The 13,248-nt window shown below is 40.7% G+C and carries 14 protein-coding genes and 1 pseudogene; 10 read left to right on the forward strand and 5 right to left on the reverse strand.

The window, feature by feature from the left end:
• Positions 1–126 precede the first annotated feature (126 nt).
• The 7 genes and pseudogenes from LC574_RS05875 to LC574_RS05905 form a co-directional block, all read left to right on the forward strand.
• Positions 127–264: pseudogene (locus tag LC574_RS05875) on the forward strand (thylakoid-associated protein); the annotation flags it as partial.
• A 3-nt stretch (positions 265–267) separates the two neighbouring features.
• On the forward strand, positions 268–417 hold the full coding sequence (locus LC574_RS05880; RefSeq protein WP_229451979.1) for a hypothetical protein: 150 nt from the start codon (positions 268–270) through the stop codon (positions 415–417).
• 867 nt (positions 418–1,284) lie between these two features.
• Positions 1,285–1,470 carry a hypothetical protein gene (locus LC574_RS05885; protein WP_229451981.1) on the forward strand — a complete coding sequence of 62 codons (186 nt, stop codon included), beginning with the start codon at positions 1,285–1,287 and terminating at the stop codon, positions 1,468–1,470.
• A gap of 459 nt (positions 1,471–1,929) precedes the next feature.
• Positions 1,930–2,442 (forward strand): inorganic diphosphatase, encoded by a 513-nt coding sequence (locus LC574_RS05890; protein WP_100901064.1) that lies wholly within the window; start codon positions 1,930–1,932, stop codon positions 2,440–2,442.
• A 105-nt stretch (positions 2,443–2,547) separates the two neighbouring features.
• Positions 2,548–3,174, forward strand: coding sequence for a DUF4340 domain-containing protein (locus LC574_RS05895; protein WP_229451983.1), 627 nt, complete (start codon positions 2,548–2,550; stop codon positions 3,172–3,174).
• A 26-nt stretch (positions 3,175–3,200) separates the two neighbouring features.
• Positions 3,201–4,055, forward strand: a complete 855-nt coding sequence (purU, locus tag LC574_RS05900) for a formyltetrahydrofolate deformylase (RefSeq protein WP_229451984.1) — start codon at positions 3,201–3,203, stop codon at positions 4,053–4,055.
• Between the two features lie 198 nt (positions 4,056–4,253).
• Positions 4,254–4,706 carry a hypothetical protein gene (locus LC574_RS05905; protein WP_229451985.1) on the forward strand — a complete coding sequence of 151 codons (453 nt, stop codon included), beginning with the start codon at positions 4,254–4,256 and terminating at the stop codon, positions 4,704–4,706.
• Positions 4,707–4,871: 165 nt separating this feature from the next.
• Here the strand turns inward: LC574_RS05905 and LC574_RS05910 are convergent, their stop codons facing one another.
• From LC574_RS05910 to LC574_RS05920, 3 genes are read right to left on the reverse strand one after another with little or no spacing between them, the layout of a single operon-like run.
• Positions 4,872–6,485: an ATP-binding protein gene (locus LC574_RS05910; protein ID WP_229451986.1), complete on the reverse strand. Its 1,614-nt coding sequence runs from the start codon at positions 6,483–6,485 to the stop codon at positions 4,872–4,874.
• Between the two features lie 53 nt (positions 6,486–6,538).
• Entirely contained in the window at positions 6,539–7,144 is a 606-nt protein-coding gene (locus LC574_RS05915; protein ID WP_229451988.1) for a chemotaxis protein CheC, read from the reverse strand.
• A 6-nt stretch (positions 7,145–7,150) separates the two neighbouring features.
• Complete coding sequence (locus LC574_RS05920; RefSeq protein ID WP_229451990.1) at positions 7,151–7,516, reverse strand: response regulator; 366 nt, start codon at positions 7,514–7,516, stop codon at positions 7,151–7,153.
• Between the two features lie 856 nt (positions 7,517–8,372).
• Here LC574_RS05920 and LC574_RS05925 point away from each other — a divergent pair.
• Both LC574_RS05925 and LC574_RS05930 read left to right on the forward strand, forming a co-directional pair.
• Positions 8,373–10,559, forward strand: a complete 2,187-nt coding sequence (locus tag LC574_RS05925) for a chemotaxis protein CheA (RefSeq protein ID WP_229451992.1) — start codon at positions 8,373–8,375, stop codon at positions 10,557–10,559.
• Positions 10,552–11,022 (forward strand): chemotaxis protein CheW, encoded by a 471-nt coding sequence (locus LC574_RS05930; protein WP_229451994.1) that lies wholly within the window; start codon positions 10,552–10,554, stop codon positions 11,020–11,022. The genes LC574_RS05925 and LC574_RS05930 overlap by 8 nt, the downstream gene beginning before the upstream one ends.
• 392 nt (positions 11,023–11,414) lie before the next feature.
• Here LC574_RS05930 and LC574_RS05935 read toward each other — a convergent pair whose 3' ends face one another.
• Positions 11,415–11,816, reverse strand: a complete 402-nt coding sequence (locus LC574_RS05935; protein WP_229451996.1) for a thiol-disulfide oxidoreductase DCC family protein — start codon at positions 11,814–11,816, stop codon at positions 11,415–11,417.
• 136 nt (positions 11,817–11,952) lie between these two features.
• Positions 11,953–12,405, reverse strand: coding sequence for a Uma2 family endonuclease (locus tag LC574_RS05940; RefSeq protein WP_229451998.1), 453 nt, complete (start codon positions 12,403–12,405; stop codon positions 11,953–11,955).
• Between the two features lie 171 nt (positions 12,406–12,576).
• On the opposite strand from LC574_RS05940, the gene LC574_RS05945 reads away from it, so the two are divergent.
• Positions 12,577–13,248 (forward strand): TetR/AcrR family transcriptional regulator (locus tag LC574_RS05945; RefSeq protein ID WP_229451999.1); only part of this gene is annotated, 672 nt, incomplete at its 3' end.

Genomic DNA, 13,248 nt, shown 5'->3' on the forward strand with positions numbered 1-13,248 from the left:
CCAAAACGCTCAAAAGATATCACCACGCTCTATGAGCAAACGTGGTGAGTTTGGGAACCTGTGCAAACAGGATATTAAGGCTGTAAGGTCTTAAGAATCTCCTCGCCTTTAGGCAGGAGAGTGTCAATAAAAATAGAAGATTGGCGGCTACCAGACAAATTGATGCCCATCGATTTTGGTATGCCCCGCGTAATTAAATCTACGTTTAAGCATCTTTACACCCGATTTATCAAGGAACCAATGAGTGTTTATGGAAGGGAGTAGGGAGTGGGGAGTGGGGAGTGCGGAGATGAGGGAGATGAGGGAGATGAGGGAGATGAGGGAGATGAGGGGAGAATAACCCATAACACATGTCCAATCCCCCACTCCCTACTCCCTACTCCCCAATTTAATGCAAACTTCGTTACAGCAATTTGATTTATTAGCAGAGTAATCTGTAATTACCCTCCGATTGCTTAACCAGACCGCCCTATGATAGTTAGTGGCGGTTTTTTTAGCTGATTAATTTGTTATCCAAAAACTTATACGGATTTAGGATCTGGAAATTAAGATTGGGTATTTTGTTCAGACATGAGCAAAGTTTGGCGATAACTCCTACACTCTACGCCACCTTCTAAAATATTTTTGACTCTACCTATATATAGATTGACAAAATTGCTGTGATACTAAATAAACTGTAAAATTTAAATTCTAAAATATTTGTTTAGTGGTATCACTGAACCCATGCTGCACAACACAGTTGATGCATCTGTATTTATTCGGTAGCTATCGTTGGTCACAAAAATTATTCCTATCCATTTTTTGTCTAACGTCAAATCTTTTTGTGTATAACTACGTATAACAATCAAAAGCACTGAATATTTATCAGTGCAATTGCTGTTTTGTGTCCTGTATCACAAATTAGCAATTCCAGTAAAATGACCTTATCAAAGGCGTTTTAGGATGTTATACTGATGAAGTATCGGACAAATATGTTTTGCTAATTAATCTTTAAGCAGCGAAAAAATGTAATTTATGATGCTGTCAACGTTGGCTTTGCGTATGCGAACCATTACACCATACAGGGAAACATCTGAAAATATTAATTGCAAAATAAAACATGATTTGTTTGCTTGTAACTTTGTATTAAGAACCCCATGTATAAAAAGGCTATTATGACAGTTATAGAACTGGTTTAGATTGTAGGATGCTACACATTCTACAGTTTAAAAATAGCTAACATACCGTTAAGACTCTCAATCAGAGAGTAGACCTATACAGTGTTACGAAGAACTTCAATTTTGTATGAATTCAAATAGCCAGTCTGCCAATACCGACACATATTCCCAACGTTTGGCAGACATTGTGGGAACTGCGATCGCTTTGTTAACTCTCACCCTACCCGTGTTTGTCATCGGCCACTATTCTTCAACTAATGTTCAAATCAACCAGCAACCCTTGGTTCAAAATTTCAAAGGAAGTCAAGATTGATAAAGCTTTCCAGTAGCATTTCACCACGAGGAAAGCTACAAAAGAAAACTGATTTTGAGAAAATCTTTCTAGATTTGCCTCTAGTTCATCAGGAATAAGCTGAAATCTGTATTGTGTGACTCCAGATTTTAGTTGTCTTGACAGAGTACGGGCAGAAATAAATCCCTTCAACAGCAATTAAGGGCAGTAGAAAATAATACCATCTTGCAAAAAGCGTTGCGAAGTAACTTGGCAACGCTTTTTCCATTTCAATAGGAGTGGCAGAGATAAGAGGGATGAGGGAGCAGGGGGAGCAGGGGGAGCAGGGGGAGCAGAGGAAGAAAATTAATGACTAATGACCAATGACCAATGACTAATGCCCAATTTCTTGGGAAGAGATCCATATTGCCCTAAAATTCTACACGGGGAGCGAAACTGACTGAGTGTCCCCATGATTCATTGTTATCAGAGGAGTTTTTTGTGGACTTATCTCGTATTCCTGCCCAACCGAAACCTGGTCTAATCAACGTTCTGATTGAAATTACTGGCAAAAGTAAAAATAAATACGAATACGACAAGGAATTAGAAGCTTTTGCTCTAGACCGAGTACTTTATTCCTCGGTACAATATCCTTATGACTACGGCTTTGTACCCAATACTTTGGCTGATGATGGCGATCCCCTTGATGGTATGGTCATAATTGACGAGCCAACTTTTCCAGGGTGTGTGATTGCCGCACGACCCATTGGCTTCTTGGAGATGATTGACGGTGGCGATCGCGATGAAAAAATACTTTGTGTTCCTGACAAAGATCCGCGCTACACTCAAGTCAAATCCCTGAATGACTTAGCGCCACACCGCTTAGATGAAATTGCCGAATTTTTCCGTAGTTATAAAAATTTGGAAAAAAAGGTGACTGAAATTCTTGGTTGGCAAGATGTGGACAAAGTTGCAGCTTTAGTAGAAAAATCCGTCAAAGCTTATAGAGGATAATAAAGAAGTTAAGAGTTAGGAGTTAGGAGTTAGGAGTTAAGAGTTATAAATACTAACTCTTCACCAATGACAAATGACAAATGACAAATGACAAATGACTAAAAAATGAAATTGCCGCGAACGACTTTAATTTTGATACTGCTAGCGCTAGGTTTAGGTGGTTTTGTTTACTTCCATGAAATTCGGGGTGCAACTGTGCCAGAAGAAACCAAGGAGCAAAAGCAGCAAATTTTCTCTTTTGCCGAAGATGATGTGCAGTCTTTAACTGTCACGACAAAAAAACTCACTCTGAATCTGGAACGGAACCCTGAACCTAGTAGTAACCCCAAGTGGTTCATTAAATCTCCGATATCGGGGCCAGCAAATGATGCTATTGTTTCTTATTTGATGGATTTGTTAGTCAAAGGTAATAGCAATCGCACTTTATCAACTCCAGCAAAAGAACTTGGAGAATTTGCCCTAGATAAACCCCAAGCAACCATCAAGATCACCCTGAAAAACCGACAAAGCCATCAATTGATTTTGGGTAAGTCTAACTTTAACGGTCGTTTATTGTATGCTCAAGCTGACCCTGCTGCTAAACCCGATGGAAATATAAATGTGCTGTTGGTATCTACAGATTTTGCAAATGCCGTAAATCGGGAATTATCAGAGTGGAAACAACCTGTAGATAATAGTCAGAAACTTCCTCCGCTCACCATTCCTAATCCGAGTCCGACAAACAGCAAATAATTAATTTAAAATCTGGTGATATTATTATGACAAATCCGACAGCAACATTGCTGATTTCCTGCCCCGATCAAAGGGGACTGGTGGCGAAATTTGCCAATTTCATCTATTCTAATGGTGGTAATATTATCCATGCAGATCAGCATACAGACTTTGCTGCTGGGTTATTCCTTACGCGCATTGAATGGCAGTTAGATGGGTTCAATTTGCCGCGAGAGTTTATTGCCCCTGCATTTAATGCCATTGCTCAACCTTTAGGTGCTAAATGGGAAATACGTTTTTCTGATACAGTACCACGCATTGCTATTTGGGTAAGTCGGCAAGACCATTGTCTATTTGATTTAATTTGGCGACAACGCGCTAAAGAATTTGTTGCTGAAATTCCTTTAATTATTAGTAACCATTCTAATTTAAAGGTAGTGGCAGAGCAATTTAATATCGACTTCCAGCACATTCCCATCAATAAAGATAATAAAGCAGAACAAGAAGCCCAACAACTAGAATTACTACGCCAGTACAAAATAGATTTAGTTGTATTGGCGAAATATATGCAGATTGTTAGTGCAAATTTTATTAGTCAATTTCCGCAAATTATTAATATTCATCATTCATTTCTACCAGCTTTTATCGGAGCAAATCCTTATCACCGAGCTTTTGAACGTGGTGTAAAAATTATTGGTGCAACTGCTCATTATGCTACTGCTGATTTAGATGCAGGCCCAATTATTGAACAGGATGTAGTGCGAGTTAGTCATCGTGATGAAGTGGATGATTTGGTGAGAAAAGGCAAAGATTTAGAGAGAGTTGTATTAGCAAGAGCAGTGCGATCGCACTTGCAAAATCGTGTATTAGTATATGGTAATAGGACAGTAGTCTTTGAGTAATTTTATACCCAAAGCAATGTAAGAGAGCGATCGCAGTAAGTTGTGAGATGATGTTTTATAGCCAGTCGTTTGTCAATTATAGCGCTTCTCGCTTGAGTCCAATACAGACCTAACCCCCAGCCCCTTCCCTGCGAGCGTTGGGGAGCAAGATTCAAAGCCTTTCTCCTAAAAGGAGAGAGGAATGGAAGTGAGGTCAAAGTGTATTGCTTCCATTCGAGAACCGCTATATCTATTTCCCAATCTTCCAGCCATTTGATACTCGTAACTATCCTCAAGGCGGAAGCTGCTACAGACTGCGCGAAACACCGAAACGTGAAGGCAGAAGTTGCTACAGTGAAGACGGAAGCTGCTACAGACTGCGCGAAACACCGAAACGTGAAGGCAGAAGCTGCTACAGTGAAGACGGAAGCTGCTACAGACTGCGCGAAACACCGAAACGTGAAGGCAGAAGCTGCTACAGGGAAGACGGAAGCTGCTACAGACTGCGCGAAACACCGAAACGTGAAGGCAGAAGCTGCTACAGGAAAGACGGAAGCTGCTACAGACTGCGCGAAACACCGAAACGTGAAGACGGAAGTTACTACAGGAAAGACGGAAGCTGCTACAGACTGCGCGAAACACCGAAACGTGAAAGCAAAAGTTAATTTTTAATTAGTAATACCTAGGACTTACGCACGCTCTACGAATTCTTGGCGTTCTTGGCGTCTTGGCGGTTCGATAAATTAAGCCTTTCGGCGATTTTTGCGTAAGTCCTGATACCATTTCTTCATGAGGCTGCGCACTCTTATTCAACACTGTGGGCTATGTCTAATTCGGTCAGTTTTTAACAAGGGCTGCGATCGCAGCTACCAGTTTGCCAGGATCGGCTGGTTTAGCGATATGGAGTTGAAATCCGGCTGTAAAAATCTGTTTTTGTGTGGTTTCTGCGGCGTAAGCACTTAGGGCGATCGCCGGAATTTGCCCACCTAAATTGGCGGGCATTGCTCGTAACTTTCTGATCAAAGTGTAACCGTCAACATTTGGCATACCTAAATCGCTTAACAGCAAATCTGGCTTTGACTGCATAATTGCAGTCAGTGCTTCACTAGCAGATGCTGCGATCGTCACGATTGCTCCCTGCTGTTCTAATAAAAAAGCCAGAAACTCACGGGTATCAGTATTATCATCTACAACTAACAAACGTATTCCTTCTAGTGGAGCATAAAGCATACAGGATGGATAGGAATCGTTTGATACATTGTGATTTTCCCTTCCTAATTCCAGATGTTGAAACACGGGTAGGCAAACTGTAAACGTCGCACCAAGTCCTTCTCCAGCGCTTTGGGCCGAAACTGTACCGCCATGTAACTCGACAAGTTGGCGCACAATCGCCAAACCAAGTCCTAGCCCACCAAAACTTCGGGTTGTACGACTATCTGCCTGACGGAAATACTCGAATACGTATGGCAGAAAATCAGGACTAATACCTTTACCCGTGTCACTAACTCTCAGTTGTACCTCAGAATTAATCTGTTCTAAGTAGACTTCAATTTGTCCACCGGATGATGTGAATTTAACAGCGTTCGAGAGCAGATTCCAAATAATTTGTTGAATACGATTACTATCACCCTTTACTTGTCCAATTCCTGTATCCAAATGAAGATTAATTTCAATAGACTTTGCTTCTGCTGCCAATTGCACTGTCTCTAAGGCAGCTTGAATAGTAAAAACAAGATTAACCTTTTCTAAATTAAGTGCTAGCTTACCCCGGAGAATGCGAGAGATATCCAACAAATCTTCAATCAACTGAGCCTGTAATTCAGCATTTCGTTCGATAGTCTCCAAGGCACGCATAGTAGTAGCTTCGTTTAATGAGCGATTCTTCAGTAGCTTTGCCCACCCCAAAATTGGATTAAGAGGAGAACGAAGTTCATGAGAAACAATTGCTAAAAATTCATCTTTAATGCGGTTTGCTGTTTCAGCAACTTCTTTCGCCTTTTGGCGTTGTTCTGCTATTTCTAAAGCCTGATCGCGTAGGTTTTTATATTCCTGGACTCTAAAGGTTAAATCCGTCAAATCTTCAATTGAAAACAGAGCATAAAATTTATCTCCATCCAATGCAGGCACAGCAGTAACAGTTGTGTGTTGAATGCGGTATTTATCTTTGGATATCGGTACTGGAATGATATATTTATGCAGTTGAGAAGAAAAGATTGTCGGAGGCCCACCTTGAAAAATTTGGTGCAAACGGCTAGCGTAACGAGGTTGATTCAGATGAGGAAAATATTCTTGAATCGAAATTCCCAAAATTTGACTTTTCGGAATTTTTGTCCATTCCTCTAAGCAGCAGTTCCAGAAGATAACAATATAATCTGACTGTAGAACAAAAGCTCCTAAAGGAATTTTATCTAAAAGGCTAAATTTTTCCTGAGCTTGTTCAATTATATTCATTGTATTCTCAAACTTTTTTAAGACTTATTTCACCAATTTTTGCTAGTATTATATTATTGTATTATTTCAACTTCGTCCTTCATTGCACTGATGAGCGCATCAAAAGTGCCCACTAGAAAGATTAAAATAATATCTCCGATAATTTCTAAGCGTTCAATTGTGAAACTAGCTTGTGCCAGTAAGATTTTTGAATCGCTCTCGTATGCAGATAATAATAAATTTTCAAGGGTATCTTCTAAATAAACGGGCAATGTGTAGTTTACATGGCGCCTTAGCACATTAGTGAGTGAACCCATTACCCCATTGATGACAATATTACCAATTTCGCTCAAGGTGCCAATTTTCACTGCATCTAGATCAGCCGATGGATCTTCACCTGTAAGCACTGCAACCAATGTTGATGCGCTGTCAGGTGGAAAAATTAAGCTAGCAGTGCCATAGAAAGAGCCTGTAAAGCGTAGTTTTACAGATGCCAATGTATCATCATGAAATCGTTTTGTTAATTCTTGATATGCTTCGTTAGCAGTTAAGACTTTAACAACTGGAATTTTCAGACGAATGTAAGAGTCTAGCATTTCATTTAGTAGACTTGCTGCTCGACCGACTCCAATATTAATTAACTCTTGCAGGGCATCCAGTTCTTCTGCTGTCACATTCATGAAAACTTATTCCTTGGTATTAAGAACTTTTTGGACTGCCTTTCGCAATTCACTTTCTTTTGGCGGTTTATTAATAAAGTTGACTGCCCCCAGGCTATAGCTTTGATTGCGTGCCCCTTCTTGGATATCGGCGGAAATGATGATGGTCGGAATTTTTAATTTTTTATCTTGCATAGCTTTCAGAAATTCCAACCCATTCATATCTGGCATTAGAAGATCCGCTAGTACACAATTTGGCTTATGGTTGTCAACCATTTCTAATCCCTCACGCCCATTAGTTGCTTCAATAATTTCATAACCATCGATTTGCAGAAACTTACGGATCATTCTGCGAGAAAAAGCTGCATCATCGATAATCAAAACCATTGCCATCAGTTTTGTCCTTTTGTACTTTAGCTTAATAATTCTTGATTTAGGTTAATTAGCCTACATTATTAATTAAAATGAATGAATTAAAAAATAAATAAATATAATTTTACAATTATCAATAATGATAGTTTCGGAAAAATTATCAAACTCGCTAAAATTATAATGCTGTGGAGCTAAATTTTTTAATAATGGAAAATTTTAAAATTTGTTAAGTATTTGAAATTCGATCTAATTCCAGCTTTCCTTTTTAACTCATCCCCCGGCTTTACGCGGCGAGGATTTCGAGTCATTAGTCATTAGTTATTAGTCATTAGTAGTTATACGCGATATGAAAGTGTTTAATAATACTAATGACTATTGACCAATGACTAATGACCAAGACGACTTGGCGACAATTCCTCCCGTACATTGAAGGAACGGGCTTCCTTGTCGTCTTTCGGTGAAGCTAATGCAAAATTGTTGTGTGATGGATATCGGTTAGACAGTCGATTTCTCACAGGCTCATGCCATTAAGATACATTTTGAGGCATACCTGCTTGACATAGTTTGAGTAGTACCAAGGTTGGTAAAATTTGAGAAACTGACGTTAGCGTTCGCGCAGCGTCTCGTAGAGAAGCGGGGCGGAACGCACGTCGCATTATTTGCACTTGTAAAATTGTCTGTCTTGAGGACGACCATTCTTGAAACTTTGAGTTGAATAGCAACGACAAAATTGCCTGCATTTTAACTATATCATTAAGGCAAATATTATGTATTCAGCCTGAAAAAAGACAAACATCTCTCTTTCGATAGAGATTGCTGAGGTTAAATATTAAATTAGTATTAAAATAAGATATATAAATTTTTACTTTATTAACCAATGGAGTTAAATGAAATTGACGATGATATAGAAGCATTTCTCGTTGAAAGCTATGAGAACTTGAATCAAATTGAACGAGATATTATAGAGCTAGAGAAAGCATCAGAAGAAGGAGAAGCATTAGTTCGCATTTATCGCTCACTCCATACGCTTAAAGGAAATTGCGGCTTTTTACCGTTTCCTAATTTGGAATCACTTGCTCATGCTGGAGAGAATTTGCTCTCGTGCCTGCGCGATCGCCCGATCGCAATCACCCCTGAGATGATTAGTATTTTACTCCAAACAGTTGACGGCATTCGGCAAATCCTGTCTCAAATTCAAGCTACAAAGCATGAGGGCGATCGCGATTATTCAGCACTGATCGTGGCTCTAACCCGATTGTCAGAAACTAAACAGACTCCAAAACCCTCTCAATCGCATGAGCCTATTGTTAATATACAAACGCCACAAATAGATACAGCAGGTAGTGATGTTGAGTCTCTCAATCACGAACTCACAGAAATATCAACTCCGACAACATCAGAATCTGCTTATATCCGAGTCAATGTTAATCTGCTAGATCAGATGATGAACCTAGTGGGTGAACTCGTTTTAGCCCGTAACCAGGTAATCGGATTTAGTACAAAATTTAAGGATAATAGTTTTGCTGCTACTTGCCAGCACCTGAGCCTACTTACAGCCGAGTTGCAGGAATGGGTGATGAAAACTCGGCTGCAACCAATTAGTTCCATCTGGCAAAAGTTTCCTCGCGTCACCCGCGATTTAGCGATCGCTTCCGGTAAACAAGTTGAAGTGGAGATGGAGGGGGCAGATACTGAACTAGACAAAAGTATTATTGAAACAATTAAAGACCCCTTGACACACTTAGTACGCAACTGCATCGATCATGGAATTGAATTACCAGCCGAGCGGGTTGCTTGTGGAAAGCCAAGCTTAGGACGGCTATTTCTCAAAGCCTTTCACGAAAGCGGGAAAGTCAATATTGAAATTGGCGATGATGGTCGCGGCCTGAATTTAGAACGGCTGAAAGGGCGGGCGCAGCAACTTGGTTTAGTAAACGCTGTGCAGGCTGCAACCATGAGCGAGTCAGAAGCGATGAACTTAATTTTTTTACCGGGCTTCTCCACTGCTCAACAGGTGACTTACCTTTCCGGGCGAGGGGTTGGGATGGATATTGTCAAGAGTAATATTGAGAAGATTAACGGAACAGTTGAAATTTACAGCCAACAAGGACAAGGAACAACCTTCAAAATCAAGATTCCGCTGACATTGGCAATTATTCCAGCATTGATTGTCAGCAGTGGCGGCGATCGCTATGCTATTCCCCAAGCTAGTCTACAAGAGCTAGTACGCCTAGAAGCACTCAATAGTATTGAGATATTATACGATGTGCCTGTGTATCGCTTGCGAGATAATCTTGTGCCATTGGTTTACCTCAATAAAGTGTTGCAACAAGATAGTGTCAGCAACTTAGAAACACTCAGTCTGGTAATTGTGGAAGTTGATAATTATCGCTTTGGACTGGTTGTAGACACAATTGAAGACATCCAAGACATTGTAGTTAAACCTTTGGGAAGACAGTTAAAGGCGCTATTCCTATTTGCAGGAGCCACCGTTTTAGGGGATGGCACAGTAGCATTAATTATTGATGTTGTTGGTCTGGCAAACCGAACTGGTATAATCGCCAAACAAAAGCAGTTGTTGAGCGAAAATGCTGCAAATAGCCAAGAGCAAGCAGGCTCACGCCAAACAATTTTGCTGTTTGAAGGGCCCCAAGGCGCACGTATGGGTATTCCAGTGGCGATCGCATTTCGGCTCGAAGAGATTCTTGCTTCTGCTGTCGAAAAAGTGGTTAATCAGCATGTCTTCCAGTCTTACGGTCAAATTCTGCCGCTAATTGATCTTCACAAGATATTTTGCGATCGCTTTAATGATCGGGCTTTGGCGACAGTTGCAGAAACGCTCCAGATAATTATTGTTTCTCCATACTCAGAACTCAGTGTTGGGCTAGTAGTCGATCGCATTCTTGATATTGTGGAAGAACCACTAACCATTAAAGGTATTCCTAGTAGACCTGGTGTGCTTTTCTGTGCTGTAATTCAAGGACAAATCACAGAAATTATTGACATTGAGACTGTAATTCGGATTGCCAACCCTCATTTGCTGCAACTGGCTACTCATGGCTGAACAACAAATTTGCACATTTTTTCTCAAAGGAGTTTACTTTGGTATTGACGTGCAACACGTTCAAGAAGTGATTCGTCCACAAGCAACGACTCGTGTACCTTTGGCACCACCAGATATCTGTGGGTTGATTAATTTACGTGGACAAATTATTACTGTCATCAATTTGCAGCGTCGATTAGAGATGAGCGAACCGCAGACACAATCAACTACAAAACTTGTAGATGCAGCCCAAGGATTTAATATCATTGTATGTTTTGATAATGAAATAGTTAGTCTGTCCGTTGATCGCGTGGGAGATGTTTTAGAGTTCGCACAAAACACCTTTCAACCCCCACCCGCAACGTTAAAAGGTAGAATGCGTCAGATGCTAGCAGGAGCTTACCCGCTTCCAGACGGATTTCTGTTAGTTCTAGACGCCGAGAAAATTCTAGATGTTAATTTACAGCAGTTTTCATGTATTTGAACCACATCTGTTGTAGGGGTAAAGCGCATTGCTCATTGGTGTCAACTTAAGCTAAAAATAGCTTAACTGTTGGCCTCCTCACCCGCCAGAGAATGAATTCTCTGGCTAATAGCTAAAGTCTACTGAAGTAGACTCAAGATTTTGGGGGATATTTAGTAATCTTTAGATTACTTTAGCTATTAGCAAGGAACTTCAGTTCCTTGCGGGACATCGTTTTCACGTTAAGTTGACACCAATGAGCAATGTGCTTTACCCCTACCGCGTGGTCTATTTACCTGAAAATAGCTGTAACTTACAGCGCTTTTCAAGTAATTGAACTACACCACTCCCTACTCCCCACTCCCCACTCCCCGTCTCATCTGTGGTCTAAATACCTGAAAAATGCTGTAAATTTATTTGCAGCTACCATCCACACAGTATGCCGATTGATATGTATTAGAACGTTTACCAAAGATTGCATAGCGATTATCGCGGATTTGTTCGTAAAAGCGATCGCCTGCCCATTTCATCCCTGGTAAGGCTCGATAAGCGTCTACAAATATACTTCCTGCTGGCAATAATCGCCCAATTTCTTCAGCCGCATTACTACCTTGCCAACGTTTCTGAGGTTCATTGGCATCAATTAAAATCATCCCTTGTTCACAGTCTTGAGCTGTAATTCCCCACTTTAAAAGTGTTTGCTCATCTTGCATAGGACTGTAGCGAAACAGCTTTCCTTGGTCTAAGGTTTCTAGCAATTGCACTAGGGTAACGCAGAGATTACAATTGCCGTCGTAGATTACGTAGTAATTCATAAAAATAATTGAGTTGTAAGATGTATATAAATACAACTTTGGTATTTTAGCTTAAAAAACCGTGGCGATCGCTCTTGCCTGAGTAATGCACGCCTAAATAATCCGATTCACCTTAGCCAAAACAAAATTTAATTTGTCAAATATGCATAATGTCGTCTAGCTGAAGTTGTAAATTTGGTAAGAGTTCAGAATAAATAGTATCTCCTAAGCGATATTGTTGTTGCTCGTACACACCGTTAACTAACTGACAAACAGTAAAAGTGGGTTGTTTGGGATTCCCGATAAATTGCAAGCCACCCAAGCCACGAAAATCCACAATCCAATATTCTGGGATGTTAAGAAAAGCATATTCTAACCACTTAGGAACTTGGAAACTCCGATGGCTCAGTAGTCGGTGATATCCCAAACAAATACCAATGCTCCCGAATAACCAGTGCAGAAACACTAGCAAACCTAATGCTGACCAGGAGAAAAACCAAGGAGACAGAAGTGCTAAAGCATGAAATGTAGCAAAAAATACTACATTCGTCCAACTGAGTTGAGGTGAGTTGCCTCTCTCAGGGGCGATCGCCCCAAAATTTGCGGTCATAAAAATTCCTGTTGATGGATGATGAAGCGATTTACTTTTTATCGGGCATAATCCCATAGGGATTTACCCACCTTGTACACTAGTTCGTTACAGTAGGTAAAGCAAGTATCACTTACATTTGTTATGCTAGCAGAACTCTAATCTTCCTGCAAGTGCCACTTGCATTTTTCTATGTCGTCTCAACTCATTTCCACTCGTCAACGCCTAATTCAAGCTGCACTTGAGTTGTTTTCTGCTCAGGGAGTCAGCGCCACTACAACCCGCCAAATTGCTGAAAAAGCCGAAGTCAACGAAGTGACTCTATTTCGGAATTTTGGCAATAAGCATGGACTGCTTTTGGCTGTGCTGGAAGAGTCCGCAGCCTTCAAGGATTTAGGTGAATCGCTGGTGCGGCGGGCAACGCCTCCCGGCAATGTCTACCAAGCTCTTAAAGATTATGCAAGTGATAGCTTACATGCATTAGAACGAGTGCCAGAGTTTGTCCGGTCTGTGGTAGGTGAAGCCGACCAATTCCCGGCAGAAAATCGCCGCGCACTAGGCAGGGGAGTAACAGAGGCAAACCGCTATGTAGCTCAGTATTTAGCTACTGTAATCCAGCAAGGACACCTAAACACCTACTTACCGGCAGAAAAATTAGCCAGTTTACTAAATGGGATGATCTTGGGATATGCCGTAATTGAGTTCACTAGCGAATTTCACGAACTTTGGGAAGATAGGGATGATTTTCTCGAAAATTTGGTGGAGTTGTTTTTACATGGAGCCATGTCATCCTCAGCAGAACTAGCAACAAACTCCTTACAAGGAGGCTTGATTACCACAGAAGTAGCTGATTTGCCTGCTACT

Origin of the sequence: Nostoc sp. CHAB 5715 (genome assembly GCF_020829685.1) — a bacterium.
Taxonomy (GTDB): Bacteria; Cyanobacteriota; Cyanobacteriia; order Cyanobacteriales; family Nostocaceae; genus Nostoc.